This window comes from Catenovulum maritimum (genome assembly GCF_001050375.1).
Classification (GTDB): domain Bacteria; phylum Pseudomonadota; class Gammaproteobacteria; order Enterobacterales; family Alteromonadaceae; genus Catenovulum; species Catenovulum maritimum.
Window position 1 is genome coordinate 81,925 of the sequence record NZ_KQ130485.1, and the last position, 21,370, is coordinate 103,294.

General features: G+C 35.4%; 17 protein-coding genes. 10 read left to right on the forward strand and 7 right to left on the reverse strand.

Translation table 11 applies throughout. The annotated features are described in order from the left end of the window. Nucleotides 1–6: 6 nt before the first annotated feature. Both fre and ubiD read right to left on the reverse strand, forming a co-directional pair. Nucleotides 7–699: an NAD(P)H-flavin reductase gene (gene fre / locus XM47_RS05745; protein WP_048690662.1), complete on the reverse strand. Its 693-nt coding sequence runs from the start codon at nucleotides 697–699 to the stop codon at nucleotides 7–9. Nucleotides 700–770: 71 nt separating this feature from the next. After that, nucleotides 771–2,240 carry a 4-hydroxy-3-polyprenylbenzoate decarboxylase gene (ubiD, locus tag XM47_RS05750; RefSeq protein ID WP_048690664.1) on the reverse strand — a complete coding sequence of 490 codons (1,470 nt, stop codon included), beginning with the start codon at nucleotides 2,238–2,240 and terminating at the stop codon, nucleotides 771–773. Between the two features lie 147 nt (nucleotides 2,241–2,387). Here ubiD and XM47_RS05755 point away from each other — a divergent pair, with 147 nt between their 5' ends. The 6 genes from XM47_RS05755 (at nucleotide 2,388) to XM47_RS05780 (ending at nucleotide 10,334) form a co-directional block, all read left to right on the forward strand. Next, nucleotides 2,388–5,117 (forward strand): response regulator, encoded by a 2,730-nt coding sequence (locus XM47_RS05755; RefSeq protein ID WP_048690665.1) that lies wholly within the window; start codon nucleotides 2,388–2,390, stop codon nucleotides 5,115–5,117. Further along, entirely contained in the window at nucleotides 5,118–5,573 is a 456-nt protein-coding gene (locus XM47_RS05760; protein ID WP_245623422.1) for a helix-turn-helix domain-containing protein, read from the forward strand. It abuts the gene before it with no gap. 77 nt (nucleotides 5,574–5,650) lie between these two features. After that, complete coding sequence (locus XM47_RS05765) at nucleotides 5,651–6,763, forward strand: ABC transporter substrate-binding protein (RefSeq protein WP_048690667.1); 1,113 nt, start codon at nucleotides 5,651–5,653, stop codon at nucleotides 6,761–6,763. A gap of 74 nt (nucleotides 6,764–6,837) precedes the next feature. Continuing rightward, a complete protein-coding gene (locus XM47_RS05770; protein ID WP_048690668.1) occupies nucleotides 6,838–7,416 on the forward strand; it encodes a glutathione peroxidase in 579 nt (192 codons plus the stop codon). A gap of 66 nt (nucleotides 7,417–7,482) precedes the next feature. Further along, a complete protein-coding gene (gene recQ / locus XM47_RS05775; RefSeq protein ID WP_245623423.1) occupies nucleotides 7,483–9,294 on the forward strand; it encodes a DNA helicase RecQ in 1,812 nt (603 codons plus the stop codon). A gap of 230 nt (nucleotides 9,295–9,524) precedes the next feature. Further along, a complete protein-coding gene (locus tag XM47_RS05780; RefSeq protein WP_048690671.1) occupies nucleotides 9,525–10,334 on the forward strand; it encodes a DUF6174 domain-containing protein in 810 nt (269 codons plus the stop codon). An 81-nt stretch (nucleotides 10,335–10,415) separates the two neighbouring features. Here the strand turns inward: XM47_RS05780 and hemN are convergent, their stop codons facing one another. From hemN to dnaA, 5 genes are all read right to left on the reverse strand, one after another. Beyond that, a complete protein-coding gene (gene hemN / locus XM47_RS05785; protein WP_048690672.1) occupies nucleotides 10,416–11,780 on the reverse strand; it encodes an oxygen-independent coproporphyrinogen III oxidase in 1,365 nt (454 codons plus the stop codon). Nucleotides 11,781–12,530: 750 nt separating this feature from the next. Next, nucleotides 12,531–14,951, reverse strand: coding sequence for a DNA topoisomerase (ATP-hydrolyzing) subunit B (gyrB, locus tag XM47_RS05790; RefSeq protein ID WP_048690674.1), 2,421 nt, complete (start codon nucleotides 14,949–14,951; stop codon nucleotides 12,531–12,533). 14 nt (nucleotides 14,952–14,965) lie between these two features. Then, nucleotides 14,966–16,066 (reverse strand): DNA replication/repair protein RecF, encoded by a 1,101-nt coding sequence (recF, locus tag XM47_RS05795; RefSeq protein WP_048690675.1) that lies wholly within the window; start codon nucleotides 16,064–16,066, stop codon nucleotides 14,966–14,968. A gap of 10 nt (nucleotides 16,067–16,076) precedes the next feature. Then, entirely contained in the window at nucleotides 16,077–17,180 is a 1,104-nt protein-coding gene (gene dnaN / locus XM47_RS05800; RefSeq protein WP_048690677.1) for a DNA polymerase III subunit beta, read from the reverse strand. A 20-nt stretch (nucleotides 17,181–17,200) separates the two neighbouring features. After that, nucleotides 17,201–18,607: a chromosomal replication initiator protein DnaA gene (gene dnaA, locus XM47_RS05805; RefSeq protein WP_048690678.1), complete on the reverse strand. Its 1,407-nt coding sequence runs from the start codon at nucleotides 18,605–18,607 to the stop codon at nucleotides 17,201–17,203. A gap of 334 nt (nucleotides 18,608–18,941) precedes the next feature. Between dnaA and rpmH the strand changes: the two genes are divergently transcribed. From rpmH to yidC, 4 genes are read left to right on the forward strand one after another with little or no spacing between them, the layout of a single operon-like run. Next, the gene (rpmH, locus tag XM47_RS05810) at nucleotides 18,942–19,076 is read left to right on the forward strand and encodes a 50S ribosomal protein L34 (RefSeq protein WP_048690680.1); all 135 of its coding nucleotides are present in this window, start codon (nucleotides 18,942–18,944) and stop codon (nucleotides 19,074–19,076) included. A 13-nt stretch (nucleotides 19,077–19,089) separates the two neighbouring features. After that, on the forward strand, nucleotides 19,090–19,449 hold the full coding sequence (gene rnpA / locus XM47_RS05815) for a ribonuclease P protein component (RefSeq protein ID WP_048690682.1): 360 nt from the start codon (nucleotides 19,090–19,092) through the stop codon (nucleotides 19,447–19,449). Continuing rightward, nucleotides 19,416–19,679 carry a membrane protein insertion efficiency factor YidD gene (gene yidD, locus XM47_RS05820; protein ID WP_048690683.1) on the forward strand — a complete coding sequence of 88 codons (264 nt, stop codon included), beginning with the start codon at nucleotides 19,416–19,418 and terminating at the stop codon, nucleotides 19,677–19,679. The genes rnpA and yidD overlap by 34 nt, the downstream gene beginning before the upstream one ends. A gap of 6 nt (nucleotides 19,680–19,685) precedes the next feature. Beyond that, entirely contained in the window at nucleotides 19,686–21,329 is a 1,644-nt protein-coding gene (gene yidC / locus XM47_RS05825) for a membrane protein insertase YidC (protein ID WP_048690685.1), read from the forward strand. Nucleotides 21,330–21,370 lie beyond the last annotated feature (41 nt).

A 21,370-nucleotide genomic window follows, 5' to 3' on the forward strand; every position in this document is an offset into this window, starting at 1 on the left:
CTTTAATTAAATAAAGGCAAATGCGTCGGCAAACATATTGGCTTTATCAAGCCCTACCCGAGTAAATTCGTCTCTTGCCTTTCCAACCATTTCAAAACGTCCTGCACTATAAACATTGTATTCAGCTAAATTAGGAAAATCAGCTAACACGGCATCTATCACGTTACCATTTCGTCCTTTCCAGTCAGCTGTTGGGTTTTCAATCACTGGGATAAAATGAAATTGTTCGGTTTGCTTCGCTTGCCACTCTTCTAATTGATAAGCAGCGTCCTCATTTCTTAATCCCCAATAAAAATAAACAGGAGAAGTTAAATTGGTCGCTAACATAGTGTCTGCGATAGATTTGATATAGCTAAAACCTGTTCCACCGGCAAGTAAAATAGTTGGCTTATCAAAATTTGCTTGTAAGCCAGCATTACCAGAAGGTCCTTTCAATTGAACTTGCTGGTTATTTTTCAAAAAGTCCAATGCTGCAGATGTGTAATCATCACCGACCGCAGAGCCTATATGCAGCTCAATAATGCCTTTCTCTATTGGTGAATTAGCAATAGAGAAAGGTCTCGCATCATTTTCGTTTAAGATAACTTCAATATATTGTCCGGCTATAAATTCGAACGGCTCACTCGGCTTTAAAATTACTTTGGCCACAAACTCGGTGAGCTGAGCAATTTCGATAACTTCACAATTAATTACGGGCATTTAATTATCTCATTTGATTAAAATTATATTTCATATTTAAGGTTAAGTATTTTAACGACAAAGCAGTTAGATTACTTAAAAATTTCAAGTTCATCCCAAATATCATCAACTTTCTGCTTAATATCTTCATCCATCTCAATGGCTTCCCCCCACTCCCTATCGGTTTCACCAGGCCATTTATTGGTCGCATCCATTCCCATTTTAGAGCCTAATCCGGAAACAGGCGAAGCAAAATCTAAATAATCAATTGGCGTATTTTCAATTAAAGTTGTGTCCCTAGCTGGATCCATTCTGGTTGTAATCGCCCAAATAACATCTTTCCAATCTCTGGCATTAACATCATCATCACAAACAATCACAAATTTGGTGTACATAAATTGACGTAAGAAAGACCAAACGCCCATCATGACTCGCTTGGCATGTCCTGGGTATTGCTTCTTCATTGTAACCACGGCTAGTCGATAGGAGCAGCCCTCTGGTGGTAAATAAAAATCGACTATTTCAGGAAATTGCTTCTGTAAAATTGGTACAAATACTTCATTTAAAGCAACGCCTAAAATCGCAGGCTCATCAGGCGGACGTCCAGTATAGGTACTGTGATAAATAGGATCTTTTCGATGAGTGATATGTGTCACTGTAAAGACAGGAAAATCATCAACTTCGTTATAATATCCAGTGTGATCGCCGTATGGACCTTCCGGAGCAACTTCATCAGGGTCTATATACCCTTCTAATACAAATTCCGCACTCGCTGGTACTTGCAAATCATTACTTAAGCAAGTACTTACTTCGGTTGAAGAACCTCTTAACAAACCAGCAAAGGCATATTCGGATAAAGTATCAGGTACAGGTGTTACCGCCCCCAAAATAGTAGCAGGATCAGCCCCTAAGGCGACAGATACAGGGTAAGGTTTACCTGGGTGTGCTTTTTTCCACTCTTGAAAATCTAACGCCCCACCTCGATGAGATAACCAGCGCATTATTAGCTTATTTTTACCTAATAATTGTTGGCGATAAATACCTAAATTTTGTCTTTCTTTATTCGGGCCTTTAGTAATAGTTAGACCCCAAGTAATCAAAGGTGCAACATCACCAGGCCAGCAGTGCTGAATAGGCAATTTAGTTAAATCAACCGCTTCACCAGAAATGACGACTTGTTGGCAATTCGGTTTTTTAACTTTTTTTGGTGCCATGTTTAATACTTGCTTGTACAAAGGCAGCTTAGCAAAAGCATCTTTAAAACCTTTTGGTGGTTCTGGCTCTTTTAACATAGCTAATAACTTGCCCACTTCTCTGAGCGCACTGACAGATTCTTGCCCCATGCCTAAAGCCACTCGTTCAGGCGTGCCAAATAAATTACATAACACGGGCACATCATAACCAATTGGGTTTTCAAATAATAATGCAGGGCCTTCAGCTCTTAAAACACGATCGCTAATCTCTGTCATTTCCAAATGAGTTGAAATGGGTTTTGAGATCCGTTTTAACAAACCTTTTTCTTCTAAAATTTCAATGAATTCACGTAAATCTTTATATTGCATCAAATATGCACCCTTAACATATGCAGAAAACCTTAAAATATGCACTATATCAAGTATTATGGTACAAATCATTTACTGGATAAGATCTCTAGAATATCCTATAAATTAAAGATAAAAACGAATCTAACCTGCGACCTAACTTATTTAATGACCCTATTATTAAGCCGTACCTTAATTAGTGCTCTACTTTACTTTTTCCTCGCACAGCTAGGGTTGCAACTTGCTATTCCACCAGGCTTCGCTAGCGCTATCTGGCCAGCTGCAGGTTTAGCCCTAGCGCTATGCTTAGTTTGGCATCCGAGAATACTAGCGGGTGTCTTTGTCGGCTCTGTTGCCTCTAACTTATTTGTTGTAGAAACGATTCAAATTGAGAGTATATTAATCGCCTTGGGAATAGGTGTAGGCTGCTGCTTACAAGCTTTTGTTGGTTACCAATTATTAAACAAACTCACCATAAATAATAAATGGATATTATCGCCAATCAGAATTCGTAGCTTCATTATAAAAGCTGGACCGATTAGTTGTTTGGTTTCAGCTTCGATAGGCAGCTTAACCTTACTCGCCAGTCAGCAAATTGAAATAACCGCTTTTAGTTTTACTTGGTTAACCTGGTGGATAGGAGACATGTTAGGTTGCTTATTCATTACGCCACTACTGTTAATTTTTTTCCATAAAGAAAAACACCAAAGTAAATTTAAAATAAGCCAAGTAGTCGCACCAAGTGTACTCATTTTCAGCTTAGTCATTATCGTTTTTAGCTTTAATAAAAACGATAGTATAGAAAAAGCCAACCAAGAACTCGTTGCAGATAACCAAAAGCTAGCCCTTCAATTCGAAAAAGAGTTAGAGAGATATTTAATTTATTTAAGGGCTTTTAAGGGGTTTTATCTCGGTAGTAATTTTGTTGATTCTGTCGAATTTAATACCTACGCTTCAAACTTGATTAAGTCATCTGACGCAATACAAACTATCAGTTGGGTACCAAGAGTGCCGAGAGGGAAACAAGAAGAGTTTATTAGTCAAATTTCAGCTCAGCACAACAGAGCCATTAAAATTAGCCAGCTAACCAATATAACAACCACCCAAGATTTATTCCCGATAGCTTATTGCTTTTCACCACGCGATGGCTCCGAGCAATACTTGGGTATAAATGTTTCTTCAGAGAAAAATAGATTAGAAACACTCACCAGAGCTTGGCGCCTAAATCAAGTGAGTTTAAGTAAAGCCGTTTTATCAAATGATAAACTCAACCAGAGTCATTTTTACTCAGGTTACCTCTTTACTCCCTTATTTTTAAATTCCCTTAATCAAGAAAGGCAAAATGATAACTTAATTGGCTTTCTTGTATTAGAAATCAATTACCAAAGATTATTTGATAACCTAATCAAAACAACATTTAACCCAAGCCAAATTAATCACTACTCTTTCACAATTACTGCAGCTTCTGGTACCAAAGTATATCAATTGGGAGATATCCCTGCGGCTAATATAAAATCAAGCTATTCAATTAACAAAGTGGGTCAACAATGGTCGATTGACGTGACGAGTAAAACTATCTACTTATATAACAGAAAAGATTGGCAGAGTTGGTCTATTTTAGTATTTGGCGCGCTTATCACCATAATGTTACAAATATTTATTTTATGGCTTACTAGCAATAACAATCACATAGCGAAACAAGTCAAAGTTAAAACTCGTAGTCTAAGCCAAGCCAAATCTAAAGCAGAGCAAGCCACATTACAGAAAAGCTACTTTTTAGCCAATATGAGCCATGAACTAAGAACGCCACTCAATGCAATTATGGGCTTAGCTGATATATTAAAAAGCAGTCAGCTTACAGAGCAACAAAACGAAAAGATAAATAAAATATCGCAAGCATCTCATACCTTATTGAGCTTGATAAGTGACATTCTTGATGTGACCAAGATTGAGTCAGGAAAGATAGAATTAGAGCTGAGTCCATTTTCTTTAACCAGCAGCCTAAATAAAATAAATGCGCTATTTCAAGAGCAAATGGAAAAGAAAGGATTATCATTCAAAATCACCTACACTGAGCAAAACAATCATTGGTTCGTTGGAGATAGCCATAGAATTGAGCAAATATTAATGAACCTATGCGGCAACGCGATTAAATTCACCGAACAAGGTGGGATTAGTATTATTGTTGAACAAAGCAAATACGATGCAGGCAAGAGTTTAATTCAGTTTAGAGTTGTCGATACTGGAATAGGCATAGAGCAAAACCGACTCAAAGCCATTTTTGATTCTTTCGTACAGGAAGATTCCAGTATTACACGTCAGTATGGCGGCAGTGGGTTAGGCTTAAGTATTTGCAGAAAGCTAGTCACTTTAATGGGTTCAGAATTAACTTGTGATAGTAAAAAAGGGATAGGTAGTCGATTCTGCTTTGAACTAATATTGCCTCATGCAGATATTGTTTCAACTTCAGAAATCGATCCTGTTAAAGAAAAAGCACAAGCAGTCAAAAACCTAGAAAACAAACAAGTTTTAATTGCCGAAGATAATGATATCAATCAGCAAATAATTGCATATCAAATGGAAGCTTTAGGCGCCAAATTATCTTTAGCCAATAATGGGCAAGAAGCTGTCAATTTAGTTCAATCCAATAAATTTGATTTAATTTTGATGGATATTCAAATGCCTGTATTAGATGGAATTAGTGCAACACGACAAATATTGGAGCTTGAAAACGGTCATTCGACTCCTATCATTGCAATGACAGCCAATGTCTCGGTACAAGATAAACAAGCCTGTTTTGAAGCTGGAATGCAAGCGCACATTGGCAAGCCGTTTGATGTGGTAAAACTACACCAAGTATTAAATAAAGCGCTAGGAAATAATATCAATAAGATATAAATGGAAGAAGTAATGCCAAACGATAAATATCAAAAAGATATAAAAAAGTTAATAACTAACACGTTAGATATTACCCCTAAACAATTAAATAGCTTAGTTGAGTTAATAACTTTAACAAACCAATTCATCCATGATGATAAAGATCTCAATCGAGATCTATCGCTACTGGAAGATCTGAGCGAATTAGATGTTCAGGATAATGCTTGCATGGCATATTGTTTAGATAAATTGATAGATAAAATAGAAAAGTATGAAAGCACTAAAAATTTAACGCCAAATCAAAAACTTGTTATTTTGATGAAGCAAACAAAAACAAAACAAAAAGAACTTTCGCACATAGTTCCACAAAGTATTATTTCAGAACTAGTCAATGGTAAGAGACAATTAACAATAAGGCATATAAAAGAGTTTGCACAATACTTTAAAGTTGACCCAAGTTTTTTTATTAACACTTAATTAGGTAATACTGCCTTGTTCGTGTTAAATTAATGTAACCAAAATATTAAACTAGGCTGAAATCATTATAATTCGATATGTCTTATCTCAGATTTTCACTCCTAATTTTTCTATTTTTTAGCCCACTGTCTTTTGCTAAAACAGCCCCCATACCGGTAACAGTTGTATTCCCAAATAAGCCTGATTACGCTTATTTTAAATCTATGCACAACTTAATGCTGGTTGCCGCTTCGCAACTAAACATTAAATTATCTGTCGTTTATAGTCATAATAATAGGCATTATGTCCTACAAAAAATTCATGAAGAATTCACTAGTAGCCAGCAGCCAAAATACTTAATTCTACCACCTATGCATAATGTATTAGAGCCAGCATTAAAATTGGCACAAAAGCATAAGACTCAAGTCATCACAATAAACAGCAAACCGCCCGAACAGGAGCAAGCCAAGCTAATAGGTCCCAGACTTATTTACCCAAATTGGATAGCATCAATCTCTAGCCCTGATGTTCAAGTTGGCTACCAACTCGCAAATGACTTAATACAAGCAGCAAAAACAAAATTAAAAGAGAATGAAAAAGTTAGGGTATTAGCTTTACTAGGCAGGAAGAATAATACTGCTTCCGATGAAAGAGGGTTAGGTCTAAAACAAGCCTTGCAAGAATACAGTAATACAACTGAATTAGTTGGCTGGCACCATGTAGGTTGGAGTAAAAAACTATCACGCCCTAAGTTGCATAAGTTGGCAAAAGAATTACCAAAATTTGATATCCTTTGGGTGCCGGGTGATTCTATTGCAGACGCTGCTATTAGTATATTCTCTCAATACAATTTAATTGCTGGTAAAGATTATATTCTAGGTGGGATAGACTGGTCCAATAATGGATTAGAAGCGGTAACGAGCGGCCAACAAATTATTAATTATGGAGGCCAATACTTAGATGGTGTTAGAGCTTTAATCTTAATTAGTGATTATGATAAAGGCATAGATATTTTACAACATGGAAGTGCTGAGCTAATCACACCATTTGTTCGTATAGATAAAACCAATATTCGAGACTATCTAAACTTTATCAATGAAAAAAAATGGCTAAAGATTAACTTTGTTAATTTTACCTCAGCGAACAACCCAGCTAATAAATATCAGTTTACCATGCTAGATTTATTAAAAATGCAAAAAGCACAGCAATAAGTGATCTACCATGATAATAAAATGCTATACCAAATATTGCCTATATTAGGCATAACAACTAATAGAGATTCAATATGAAATATAAATTTAATAAGTTCAGTTGGCTATTTACCTCGACTTTGTTGATTTGCTTAAGCACAACAGCGTCTGCTAGCACAAAAGATAATTGCCCAGAACTGCTAAACTTCAGTGCAAAAAAGCTACATAGTAAAAAGGTGATAGATTTTTGTAGCCAATTTAACAACAAAGTTTTATTAGTCGTAAACACAGCGAGCCAATGTGGATTTACACCTCAGTTTAAACAACTAGAAGCTCTATATAAAAAATATAAAACTCAAGGGTTAGAAATTGTAGGTTTCCCTTCTGATGATTTTTTCCAAGAGCATGATAGTGAATCAGAAACGGCAGAAGTCTGTTATGTTAATTATGGTGTTAGCTTTGCTATGCTCAGTTCAAGTGCAGTAAGAGGTAGTGATGTAAACCCCTTTTATAAACAACTAATAGAACAAAGCGATACTTCACCAAAATGGAACTTTTATAAGTACTTAGTCGATCCACAAGGAAAAGTTACTAATGTCTACTCTTCAAGAGAAGAACCATTAGGTGGTGAGCTTGAAAAACAAATACAGCAATTACTAAAAACCAAAATATAAATACTAAATTTAAAAAGACTAGCACAATAACTCTGTTAAAATAGACAGTTCATTTAAGGAGTTATTGTGTCTGAAAAAACTGCATTATCTATACTGAATTCTGTTTTTGGTTACCCTGAGTTCAGATCTGGTCAACATGAAGTCATCCAAGAATTGATTTCAGGTAAAGATTGCTTAGCCGTAATGCCAACAGGTAGCGGTAAATCACTTTGCTATCAAGTACCCGCCTTAGTCATGGATGGATATGCACTTGTTATTTCACCTTTAATCGCCTTAATGCAAGACCAAGTATCGCAATTAGAAGCATTCGATGTACAAGCCGCTTTTATTAATTCATCGCTCAGTTTTGAGCAACAAGACGACGTATTTACTCAGCTGAATCATAATGAACTAAAGGTATTATATGTCGCCCCTGAAAAAATATTTCAGCCCAGCTTTATCAATAGACTACAACAAATACAACCCAATTTAATTGCTATTGATGAAGCCCATTGTGTCTCACAATGGGGCCATGACTTTAGACCTGATTATGCACAACTCGGTCAGCTAAGGGATTTCTTTCCAAGAACCCCAGTCGTCGCTTTAACTGCAACAGCTGATTTAGCAACTCGGTATGACATAAGCCAAATGCTAAGACTTAATCAGGCGTTTGAATATGTTGGTAGCTTTGATCGACCTAATATTAGATATCTGCATCAAGAAAAATTTAAACCTCTACAACAATTAGAAACTTATCTAGATCAGAAAAAAGGCCAAAGCGGTATTATTTATTGCACCTCACGCAAAAGAGTTGAAGAAGTAACTGATTTTTTAAGTCGTCATAATTTCAAAGTTGCCGCTTATCATGCTGGCTTTGAGTTAGAGCAGCGCAATAATGCACAAACAGCCTGGCTAAGAGACGATGTGCAAATTATGGTTGCAACTGTTGCTTTTGGAATGGGGATTAACAAACCCGATGTCAGGTTCGTCGTACATTATGATATTCCGAGATCTATTGAGAACTATTACCAAGAGACAGGCCGAGCCGGACGAGATGGACTAGAAAGTGAAGCACTTATGTTATACGAGTTTGCTGATGGAGACCGTGTTAGATGGATGATAGATCAAAACGAAAATCCTCAAAGAGCTGAAATTGAGCATCATAAATTTGCTTCAATGACAGCACTTGCAGAAAGTGAAACCTGTCGTCGTCAGGTATTACTTAACTATTTTGGTGAACCAACAGATAAAGCCTGTGGTAATTGTGATATTTGTTTAGATCCACCCAAGCGATTTGATGGCATTATCGATGCGCAAAAAGTGCTATCAACAATTTATAGAACCGGTCAAAACTCAGGTTTCAACTATTTAATTGAAGTTCTAAGAGGTGCTAATACCCAAAGGGTTAGAGAACAAGAACACCAAAATTTATCTGTATACGGTATTGGTAAAGCTAAACCAAATGAATATTGGCTCAGTATTTTACGCCAGCTTGTACACCTAGGATTATTAAGAATAGATATTACAGATAATGCTCATTTAAAATTAACCGAAGCAGCCAGGCCGGTGTTACGTGGTGAAGTCAGTTTAGAATTAGCCTTACCACGAATAGACAGTCAAGCAAGCATCATTAAAGATAAATCTAAATCTACTACTTCTAAACAATATGATAAACGCCTTTTTGATCGTTTACGCCAAGAAAGAAAACGAATTGCGGATGAATATGATGTACCACCATATATTATATTTAACGATGCCAGTCTAGTTGATATGTGTATTAAACAGCCTTCCAATAAAATGGAAATGCTCAAAGTCAGTGGTGTCGGTGCTCGTAAATATGACAAGTATGGAGCTCAATTCATCAAAGAAATTCAGAGTTATTTAACCCGTTTCGATTAACCAAATTTAAAAATCAATTGCACATCTAAGCTTAGTCCAAACACTAGGCTTTTGTCTTAGTTATTATAAAACTAAAATCTCAATTCTTTTAGCTTTGCCTTCGCAAGCCTCTTTTTGCTCAGCAATATTTTACTCTGCAACAATTGATAACAAATGATAACAGATAGCATTTTCGGATTGCCTATACTTAATTTATCCGCTTATCAGTATCCAACAGAGGAGTTCTAACTATGCAAGCACGCATTAAAACTTGTATTTTATCTAGTTTAATTATTAGTTTTGTTTCGGCCTGTGATTCAGACAATGATATTTATATCGACCCAGATTTACGGCACAGATTAGTTTATCAAGATGATCAGGCAACTGCATGCGGAGACCAAGTTGGAATCGATTTAAATACCCATGGCAAGTTGCTAGTAGAGAATAATATTGAAGTACATTGTAGTCAAAAGGGTCATGACGGTCTTGCTTATACCGAGAGTTGCGGCTCTGAGACAGGTTCTATTAATATTTACACTATCCATCAAGGGGATTTAGCAGAGGCCGAAACGCTTGGCTTTACAGCCCTTTCTGAGCTCGATTCACCTCAGTATGATACACTCTGCGAGTACAATGTTATTTCTGACTATAGAAAATATGCTCTATTAGAACAGCTAGCTAGTCAAACACAAAAATGGCAAACAGAGAGCCTGCAAGATTACAAGTTTACATACCATCATAGTTTTGCTGACTGCCCTAGTTTTGCACCTTTACCTAGAGTTGAGATAAGTGTAAGCCAAGGTAGTGTTAGCCAGGTTTATGATCTCGATACTCAAACACAATTATCTGACCTCTCAGCTTATCAAACTATAGATGAAATAATTGCTAGTCTTAATTTAAAGCTAAGATTATCTCCAATAAAAGCTGGATTAAATTCAGCTGAGCCATATGAATCACCTAGTTTCTCAGACATAGGTACGCCACTTTCTTATTATATAGATCAGGGGACAGATTCTTGCGATGCACAGGTCATTGCCTTGTCTAAACCTGAATCAATTTAGTATTAATCTACTCTACAATTAATCAATACTTAAGCCAGCTGTTCTCGCTGGCTTATTCTCTTTTAATCTATAAAAATTAGTTTATATAACTTTTGAGAATTTGGCTTGATTAGATTTATTCAAATAAATATCAAACACACTCGCTATGCTTCTTGCAAAAAAGCGTCCTTCTCGTTTTATCCTAACCAGCTTATCTTCATTTACTTCTACTAAATTATCCTGTGTAAACTTTGCTAATGCTTCAATTTCACTTTCAAAATATTTTCTATCTTCAATGTTATATTTTCGTTCAATTTCTTTAAGATTAACTTCAAGGTTACACAATAAATCTTTGATCACTTCTGCTCTAATTTTATCATCTTGGTTTTTAAACATGTTCGAAATTATCGGTGCTTTTCCCTCATCAATTTGGCTGGCATACTCTGTCAAAGATTTTGTATTTTGGAACATAACATCGCCAATTTGAGATATTGATGAAACACCTAAGCCTAACAATGCTTGATTACCATGAGTCGTATAACCTTGAAAATTACGATGTAACTTACCTTCAGCTAAAGCCTTAGCAAGTTTATCTTCTGGTTTAGCAAAATGATCTATCCCAATATATACATAACCCGCATCACTCAATGTTTCAATTGCCATTAGTTGAATAGCGAGTTTAACTTCGCTGTTAGGTAAGGTTACATTTTTAATTTTATTTTGTTCTGGAAATCGTGCTGGCAAATGAGCGTAATTAAATAGTGAAATTCTATCTGGGGCTAACGTAATGACTTTATCCAACGTCTGTTTAAAACTAAATTCCGTTTGGTATGGTAAGCCATAAATTAGATCAAGGTTATATGTTACCTCTTGATATTTATTCATCACAGCCACTATCTCTTCTATTTGTTCTAGAGACTGTACTCTGTTAATTGCGATCTGAGTTTCCTGACTAAAATCTTGAATGCCAAAACTAAATCTATTAAATCCCAATTTAATTAGATCTTCTAATCTCTCGCCGTTAACAGTTCTTGGATCAACTTCTATGTTTAACTCTATATCACCAACCATTTCAAAGTTATTTTTAACTTCATTAACTAAAGCTATTAGCTGATGGTTTGCCAAAAATGTTGGAGTGCCGCCACCAAAATGGATTTGTTTTACACTATATGCTTTAAATTCTTCAGCCCATATTTTTATTTCTTGTTTAAGCTGTTCAACATATGGATCGCTTTTATCTGTATTTCTCGCAATTTGTTTATGGCAGCCGCAGTAATAGCACAGCTTTTTACAAAACGGAATATGCATATAAATAGACAGTTCGCCCTGCCCTGTTTTAATGTTTTCTAGAATTGCAGGTTTATTTACATCTAATTTTAGTTCTAGTGCAGTTGGATAAGACGTATATCTTGGACCATTCAAATTATGCTTTTTGATAAGCGGATATAAATTTTGTAAATTTAGCATCTAATATAACCCCACATATTGATTTCATTAGTATACTTATTGCTATAAGTCACTCATTGATATCGATCATTAAATACCCCTTAATCCTAACTAATTTATGTATCATTTATTTTCTAATCTTTATTTATACTTCTATTTCAGCTCCATTTGATGACTAAATACCATAATACGAGTAAACAATTATAGAAAGTTATAAGCTGTTTTGAATTTATTAGCTAAACACTTTGTTGGTTGAGTAAGCCAAATGCTGCTAATAATCTAATTAACCCCCTAATACTAATCAGAATTTTAATCTTGTTTAACCGCATCAGATACCTTTTTCTGACTATATGTTCAGCCATTATCCATCTATAGATACTCAGCAAAATTGCATTTAAATAGCTTTGATTAGAGCTTAGATGAGTTAAAACGGATCAAGGAAGGAAAGGTATTACTAAGTTTTGGTGGGCATTATATGGATGGTTTAAGGGGCTTATTAAGGATGTAAATTTTCATAATTGTTTAGATTTTTCCCTCACACTTGAAATGAGATTCTAACCATAGACCTTAGCTTAGCAACGCCTGATAACATAGATGCCATTTACCAAGCTGAGTTATACAAATATTGGTAAACTTATGGCTATGCACATTTACCTAGAATCAGTGTTCCAATACACAATTATAAATTTGATATACAGCAGGTTTTATTGCATAAAAAAGGCGACTAGTTAGTCGCCTTATATCTATTATTGTTATTCAGACTTCAATTAACTACACATCTAAGTTTGTTACTTTCAGCGCATTCTTCTCGATAAAGTCTCTTCTTGGCTCAACTTGATCACCCATTAAAGTAGAGAATAACATATCAGCACCGATAGCATCTTCAATCGTTACTTGTAGCATACGGCGAGTGTTCGGGTCCATAGTTGTTTCCCAAAGCTGATCTGGATTCATCTCACCTAGACCTTTATATCGCTGCACACTTAAACCTTTTTTAGATTCACGTATTAGCCACGCTAGCGCTTCTTCAAAAGATTTAACGTTAAAGGTTTTTTCACCACGCTTAATGTAACCACCCTCTTCAATTATCCCACCGATTTCAGAACCAGTTTTAGCAATTATTTTGTAATCGCTAGATTCTACAAATTCGTGATTTAAATCGAAGTAGTGATCTACACCATGCGTTCTAACGTGGAATCTAGGAATGAATAATTTAAATTCATTATCTTCAATGACTTCTAAATTAAAGATTGAGCTACCATCATCTGTATCTGTTAATGAGTCACATATAGCACGAGCCCATTCATCAACAAAAGCTTTATCTTTTAACTTATCTTCTGTTAATTGTTCTGCATACTTTATTTTATTTAGTAATTGCTCATTAAATACTTTAGATAACCTTTCAATTATCTTTTCAGATTGATAGAAGTTGGTTACTAACTTTTCTAAACCAGCGCCGCTAATTGCAGGAGCAGATTCATTTATATGTAACTCAGCATTTTCTAAAGCAATATTAGTCAAATATTCTGTATAAGCTTCATCATCTTTTAAGTACTGTTCTTGCTTACCTTTCTTCACTTTATATAAAGGAGGCTGAGCAATAAAGATGTGACCTCTTTCTACAATTTCTGGCATTTGACGATAGAAGAAAGTCAGTAATAAAGTACGAATGTGAGAGCCATCGACATCAGCATCAGTCATTAAAATGATTGAATGATATCTAAGCTTATCCGGGTTATATTCTTCTCGGCCTATACCACAACCAAGAGCTGTAATTAGAGTACCTACCTCTTGTGAAGAAAGCATCTTATCGAAGCGCGCTTTTTCTACATTTAGGATTTTACCTTTTAAAGGCAAGATAGCTTGATTTACACGATCACGACCCTGCTTAGCTGAACCGCCAGCAGAGTCCCCTTCCACTATGTATAGTTCAGACAGTGCAGGATCTTTCTCTTGGCAATCTGCCAGTTTACCTGGTAAACCAGCTATATCTAACGCACCTTTACGACGTGTCATTTCACGTGCTTTACGAGCTGCTTCACGCGCTCTGGCAGCGTCCATTATCTTGCCAATAATAAGTTTAACTTCAGTTGGATTCTCAAGCAAAAAGTCATTTAATTTTTCTGCCATAGAGTTTTCTACAGCACCTTTTACTTCTGAAGATACAAGCTTGTCTTTAGTTTGAGAAGAGAACTTAGGATCTGGTACTTTAACCGAGATAACAGCGGTTAACCCTTCTCTAGCATCATCACCTGTCGCTGCAACTTTCGCTTTTTTACCGTAACCTTCTTTCTCTATAAAGCTATTTAGATTACGGGTTAGTGCTGCTCTAAAGCCTGCTAAATGCGTACCACCATCCCTTTGAGGAATGTTATTTGTAAAACAGAAAATGTTTTCTTGGAAATTATCATTCCATTGCATAGCTACTTCAACTGTCATTCCATCTTCTCTTTCATGTTCAAAGTGGAATACAGATTTATGTACAGGCGTTTTATTTTGATTTAGATATTCAACAAAAGCTTTAATACCACCTTCATACATAAAGTGATCTTCTTTACCTTCTTCACGCTTATCAATTAATTTAATCGATACGCCTGAGTTCAAGAAACTAAGCTCTCTTAAACGCTTTGCTAAAATATCATAATGGAATTTAGTATCACTAAAGATTGTTGGCGAAGGCCAAAAACGTATTTCAGTTCCTGTCGTTTCTGAATCACCAATGACTTGCATTTTCGTTTCAGGCACACCTAAATTATATTTTTGTTGGTGAATATGACCTGAACGTCTAATCGTTAACTGTAGTAAATCAGATAATGCATTAACAACTGATACACCAACACCGTGTAAACCGCCCGATACTTTATAAGAGTTATCATCGAATTTACCACCGGCATGAAGTACTGTCATAATAACTTCAGCAGCTGAAACACCTTCTTCTTCATGGATATCAACTGGAATACCACGGCCATCATCACGGACAGATACAGAACCATCAGTATGAATTGTCACTATAATATCTTTACAGTGACCCGCTAACGCTTCATCTATACTGTTATCGACTACCTCAAATACCATATGGTGTAGACCAGAACCATCATCAGTATCACCAATGTACATGCCTGGACGCTTACGAACAGCATCTAGTCCTTTTAATACTTTTATCGACGACGAGTCGTATGTATTCTCTGTCATTTATTAAGCCTTTCTCAATTTAGTAGTTCACCATGTTTCACGTGAAACACTGAATACCCAAAGTTAGTAACTTGTTTAATTAGCTCTAAATCTTTTTCAATACAGGTGAAAAACATTTGATTACCGACATTATTACAAATTGAAAAAGCATTTTTGATTGACTCAAAATCTAATTCAGCAGCAATATCATCCAGTAACCAAATACAGTTCTTATCCGTATTTTTAGAAATAACATTTTCTGCAGCAAGTAGCATAGCTAGAACATAGCGTTTGCATTCGCCGCGAGACAATATATTTTTCACAGAAACAGAATTGAGTTCTAATATCAAATCATCTCGGTGTACACCGAAACAAGTTGTTTTTCGTTTTATTTCTGTTTCAAGATTTCTAGCTAATATATCTTTTAATTCTAGTTCTGAATTCCAACCTAACTTGTAAATTAGCTCAGGATTAAAATTAAATTTACTAGATTCAACCTGGATATAACTATTCTGAAATTCATGATTTAATAAACCAATAATTTCAGCACGGTAAGACTGAATCTGTAAATTTAACTCTATAAATTGCGATGTCCATGCATGTATCTGCTTTCTATCACCTAGCCTTAAAGCATGGTTTCTTTGCTCTAAAACTTTATCAAAATCTCTATATGTTTGAGCGACTAACTCAGATTGTTTCACGTGAAACACTAGCCAATCTATAAACTTTCTTCTGATACTCGGACCAGCTTCAATTAAATCGATAGAATCAGGCGTGAAACTAATAATAGGAAATTGACTTGAGAGTTGGCTAAGACGTTTGGCTTTAACTCCACCAATTCTAATTTCATTGTCACCCGACTTAGATTTTTTAATGCCAAAATTCTTCTGAACTTTATCTGCACCAGCATTTTGAGAAGAAGAAAAAACAACTAGGTCTTTTTGTTCAAATTGAATTACTTCACTAATTTTAGATTTTCTAAAAGTACGACCAAAACCTAAAAAATGTATAGCTTCTAAAATTGATGATTTACCACTACCATTATCACCGACAATAATATTACATCTTTGATGCGGGCGAATTTCTAATTTAGAAATATTTCTAACCCGCTCAATCATCAATTTTTCAATGAACATTTATAAAATTTTATAATCTCATTGGCATAACAACATAAACAGAACTATCGTCTAAGTTGTCTTCAATTAATGCACTACTGTTTGCGTCGCCTAAAGTAATCTTAACTTCGTCAGACTCTAATGCATTTAACACATCAATTATGTATGCGACGTTAAAACCAATCTCTAATTCAGCACCTTGATAATTAACTTCTACAATCTCTTCCGCAACTTCCTGCTCCGGGTTAGTTGCTGTAATAGTTAATTCAGAGTCTGCTAAATTTAATCTAACACCTCGGAATTTTTCATTTGATAAAATGGCAGCACGAGTAAAAGCTTGCTTGATATAAGACTTATCAGCAACAATCTCTTTATCACCACCTTTAGGCAAAACGCGGCGATAATCAGGGAAACGACCATCGACTAATTTACTAGTAAAAGTAAAGTTAGTGCTATTTAGTCTTATGTGGTTAGATCCAACTGAGATATAAACATTATCATCTGTGTCTTCGATTAAACGGCTAATCTCAGTAACACCTTTACGTGGGATAATAACTTGGCTTTCTTCTAATGTTTCATTTTCAAGCACAGTTCTAGTTAAAGCTAATCTGTGTCCGTCTGTAGTAACACATCTTAGTTCTGAACCAGAAGTTTCAAGAGAAAGACCATTTAAATAATAACGTACGTCTTGATTAGCCATAGAGAAAGCAGTCTTCTCTATCATATGCTTTAATTCACTTTGCTTGATTGCAAAATTAATCTCACTTTGCCATTCTTCTAAGTTAGGGAACTCTGAAGCTGATAACGTTGATAGTGAGTATTTACTTCGGCCAGAACGAATTTTTAATTTTTCATCTTCGAAGGTAAATTCAATTAAAGATGAATCACTTAAACCACGACATATATCAAACAATTTTTTAGCGGGTACTGTAATTTTACCATCATCAGATGCTTGGACTAATTCAACAGAAGCGATTAACTCTACTTCTAAGTCTGTACCTGTAATAGATAAAACCCCATCCGAAATTTCTAATAAAACATTAGATAAGATAGGTAATGTATGTCTACGTTCAACTGTGCCTGTAGCAAGTTGCAAAGGTTTTAGTATGTCTTCTCGGCTAACTGAAAATTTCATATTATTATTATCCATTTGCTTTAAGAAGAAAGCGTTCTAACTAAATTAGAAAAATCTTCTTTTATATCATGAGTTGTTTCGCGTAATTCTGTTACTTTACGACAAGCATGCAATACGGTTGTATGGTCTCGTCCACCAAATGCAGCACCTATTTCAGGCAAGCTATGATTAGTCAGCTCTTTAGATAATGCCATTGCAATTTGTCTCGGCCTAGCAACACTTCGGCTTCGACTTTTCGATGACATATCAGCAACCTTGATTTTATAGTATTCAGCTACCGTTTTTTGGATGTTGTCTATTGTAACGAGTTTTTCTTGTAATGCGAGCATGTCTCGCAAAGCTTCTTTAGTAAAATCAATAGTTACCGCTTTTCCAGTGAAATTAGCATTGGCAATAACTCGATTTAAAGCCCCTTCCAAATCTCTGACATTTGAGCGTAATCTTTTCGCGATGAAAAAAGCCACCTCATGTGGTAAATCAAAATTACTTTCGTGTGCTTTTTTCATTAATATGGCAACACGGGTTTCTAGCTCTGGCGGCTCAATAATAATGGTTAAACCCCAGCCAAAGCGAGATTTTAATCTTTCTTCAACCCCATCGATTTCTTTCGGGTATCTATCACTGGTTAATATGATTTGATGATTACTTTCTAATAACGCATTAAAAGTGTGAAAAAATTCTTCTTGTGACCTTTCTTTACCAGCAAAAAATTGAATATCATCTATTAATAAAGCATCAACAGAACGATAATGTCGCTTCCATTCTTCGATAGAATTAGTTTGAATCGCTTTAACCATATCTTGAACAAAACGTTCAGAATGCATGTAAACTACTTTTGCATCTGGATTTCTTTGTCTAATTTCATTTCCGACAGCATGCATCAAATGGGTTTTACCTAAGCCTGTCGAACCATATAAAAATAGTGGATTAAAAGCAGTGCCCGGATTATCTGCGACCTGGCTTGCAGCAGCTCGTGCTAGTTGATTAGATTTACCTTCAACAAAATTATCAAACACATAACTTTCTTTAAGGTTAGAAGTTAAAGTTTGCGGTGGCGTTTGCCCTATTTGAGTAACATTATTAGTGTTATTAAAATTTGTTCCACTTGGACTCGAGTTTTGACCATTAGAAGGCGCAAAATTATTGCCAACTTGTAGAGTTGGGTTTGCTACAGGAGCAGCGGCGCGTGACCCAACTTCCATTTTTAAGTTTGGTTTATTAGTACCGGCAAGCTCAGTCAGTAATTCATTTATACGATCGGCATATTTATCGCGAACCCAATCTAAAACAAATTTATTAGGCGCAAATAATACTAAATCATTATTAATGGCTTGAACCTGAAGTGGTCTCACCCACATATTATATTGTTGTGATGGCAACTCGCTCTGCAGTGTTTCCAGACAATTTTGCCATAAGCTCTCAGACAACTTGAGCTCTCCATTTTATAAAGCGGAGAAGGATTTTTTCAAACTTTATCCACAAGTGCAAGTTAGACTTTTATCTAAAACATAAATAAACCAAAACAAAGGGGTAAACCATTGAAATTTAAAAGCTATATTTTTAATATCTTTTTCGTCTAATAAGCAGTAAAAAGATCCATAAAAATTATGAATTGAAAATCAGATGTGGATAAACAAGATAAAAAATATTAGTTATACATATTTAACAATAAAACTTGTAGTTTAATAATGTATTTGGTATATTGCGCGCCCCTTTAAAGGTGTTAGTGCCAGTGGCACAAACTTAATTGGAAATATTGCAATGAAACGTACTTTTCAACCTAGCAACTTAAAGCGTAAGCGTAATCACGGTTTCCGTGCGCGCATGGCAACTAAATCTGGTCGTCAAATTTTAGCACGTCGTCGTGCTAAAGGACGTAAAGAATTAAGTGCTTAATCGCAATAAGTAAGTGAGTAGCTACACTTATAAGCGGGAGCTTAGATTACTAACTCCCGCCGACTTCCAAAACGTTTTCAATTCCAATCCGAAAAAATTTTCCTGTCGTTTATATACCATTCTTGCTTGTAAAAATAACTTTGAACAACCGCGTTTAGGCTTTACTGTTTCTAAAAAGAAAGCAAAAAGAGCTGTAGATAGAAATGCTCTTAAGCGTGTCGTTAGAGAAGAATTTAGATTACAACAGCATGAACTACCTAATTTTGATATGGTTTTTATTCCAAAAATGGGTATAACCAATGCAGACAATCAAATGTTACGACATGAATTAAGTTACACGTGGAAAAAATTAAAGCGATTTTTGGCAAAATAATTAGTTTGCCATTCATTATATTGATTAAATTATATCAATATCTAATTAGTCCATTGCTTGGACCACGTTGTCGCTTTCAACCAACATGCTCAAATTATGCATTAATTGCAATTAATCGACATGGATTGCGAATTGGTGGTTGGTTAACTATCAAACGCGTTATAAAATGTCACCCATTATCAGCTGGCGGCTACGATCCAGTCCCAGATTCAAAAACCAAAGAGAAATAAAGATTTATGGAATCGCAAAAAAGTTTTCTATTAATTGGACTCGCCTTTGTAAGTTACCTTTTGTGGGAACAATGGCAACTAGATCAAATGCCACCTCCAGCACCAGTAACTGAACAAGTTCAACAGGCAGCTAAAGTGAAAGCAGTCGCTTCTGCCAATGCTGTTAGTTCAGGTGAAATGCCAGTTTCGTCAAATGCTATTGCTACAACAGAAGAAGTTGTCAGTACTTCAAGTATTTGGGTAAAAACAGACGTTATTGAAGCACAAATTAATTTACTTGGTGGAGATGTAACAACAGTTAAGCTTTTAAATTACCCTAAAGAGAAAGATGGCGAAGAAGCATTTGAAGTTTTATCTGAATCAGGTAAAGATTTATTTCATGCTCAATCAGGTTTAGTTGGTGTAAATGGCCCAGATGCAAATCCTAAAGGTCGTCCTTTATATACCGCAAAAGCCGACAGCTATATTTTAGCAGGCGACTCTTTAGTCGTTCCTTTATCTTTTGTAACCGAAGACGGCTTGGTTATTACTAAAACCTTTACTTTTAGCCAAGGTCAATATGATGTAAAGATTGATTTTAACGTTCAAAACCAATCTGACTCTGTAAAAAATGTTCAGTTATTCTCTCAGTTTAAGCAAACTGTCTTTGAGACCCAAGGTAGTATGATGATGCCAACCTACCATGGTGCAGCGTACTCAACTCATAACGAAACTTACGAAAAAATTGATTTTGACGACATTTTTGATGGCAACTTAAAAGAAAATAGTAATGGTGGCTGGATAGCCATGATTGAACATTATTTTGTTGCTGCTTTCATTCCAGCTGCGACAGATCAAATCGAAATTTCAACTCGAGCTTTATCAGGCAGACAAGCTTTAATTACATATAAAAATGAAGCGGTAAATATTGCGCCTAATAGTTCACAAGTTTTAACGACTAGACTATACGCTGGCCCTAAAGATCAAGATGCACTTGCTAAATTAGCAGAGCATTTAGACTTAACAGTTGATTACGGTTTCTTATGGTTTATCTCTCAGCCTTTATTTGCTCTACTAATCTTTTTGCAAGGCATAGTAACAAACTGGGGTGTCGCTATTATCTTGATCACTATTATTGTGAAAGGTGCTATGTATCCGTTAACTAAGAAGCAATACACTTCAATGGCTAAATTACGTAAATTACAGCCTAAGTTAACTGAACTTAAAAACCGTTGTGGCGATGACAAACAAAAGTTTTCTCAGGCTATGATGGAGCTATACCGCAAAGAAAAAGTAAACCCTATGGGTGGCTGTTTACCATTGTTAATTCAGATGCCTATTTTCCTTGCGCTATATTGGGTGTTTGTAGAAAGTGTTGAATTACGTCATGCTGAATTTGCATTATGGATCCACGATTTATCTCAATTAGATCCCTACTATGTTTTACCTATCTTAATGGGTGTCAGTATGTTTGTAATGCAGAAATTACAACCAACACCTATGCAAGATCCGGTACAACAGAAGATATTCCAGTACATGCCTGTCATGTTTACTTTCTTCTTCTTATGGTTCCCAGCAGGTCTAGTATTATATTGGTTAGTCAGTAATATAATTTCAATTATACAAATGCTGTACATCAATAAGTCGATTGAGAAACAAGGCTTAAAATAAAGTCTAGTTAATAGATATTAAAAGGCGACGCTATAACCAGT

What these genes read in the sequence shown, in the direction of transcription:
- XM47_RS05765 (WP_048690667.1), top strand. Translation starts at nt 5,651, where the DNA reads ATGTCTTATCTCAGATTTTCACTCCTAATTTTTCTATTTTTTAGCCCA.
- hemN (WP_048690672.1), bottom strand. Translation starts at nt 11,780, where the DNA reads ATGCTAAATTTACAAAATTTATATCCGCTTATCAAAAAGCATAATTTG.
- XM47_RS05755 (WP_048690665.1), top strand. Translation starts at nt 2,388, where the DNA reads ATGACCCTATTATTAAGCCGTACCTTAATTAGTGCTCTACTTTACTTT.
- ubiD (WP_048690664.1), bottom strand. Translation starts at nt 2,240, where the DNA reads ATGCAATATAAAGATTTACGTGAATTCATTGAAATTTTAGAAGAAAAA.
- XM47_RS05770 (WP_048690668.1), top strand. Translation starts at nt 6,838, where the DNA reads ATGAAATATAAATTTAATAAGTTCAGTTGGCTATTTACCTCGACTTTG.
- dnaN (WP_048690677.1), bottom strand. Translation starts at nt 17,180, where the DNA reads ATGAAATTTTCAGTTAGCCGAGAAGACATACTAAAACCTTTGCAACTT.
- fre (WP_048690662.1), bottom strand. Translation starts at nt 699, where the DNA reads ATGCCCGTAATTAATTGTGAAGTTATCGAAATTGCTCAGCTCACCGAG.
- recF (WP_048690675.1), bottom strand. Translation starts at nt 16,066, where the DNA reads ATGTTCATTGAAAAATTGATGATTGAGCGGGTTAGAAATATTTCTAAA.
- XM47_RS05760 (WP_245623422.1), top strand. Translation starts at nt 5,118, where the DNA reads ATGGAAGAAGTAATGCCAAACGATAAATATCAAAAAGATATAAAAAAG.
- yidC (WP_048690685.1), top strand. Translation starts at nt 19,686, where the DNA reads ATGGAATCGCAAAAAAGTTTTCTATTAATTGGACTCGCCTTTGTAAGT.
- gyrB (WP_048690674.1), bottom strand. Translation starts at nt 14,951, where the DNA reads ATGACAGAGAATACATACGACTCGTCGTCGATAAAAGTATTAAAAGGA.
- rpmH (WP_048690680.1), top strand. Translation starts at nt 18,942, where the DNA reads ATGAAACGTACTTTTCAACCTAGCAACTTAAAGCGTAAGCGTAATCAC.
- XM47_RS05780 (WP_048690671.1), top strand. Translation starts at nt 9,525, where the DNA reads ATGCAAGCACGCATTAAAACTTGTATTTTATCTAGTTTAATTATTAGT.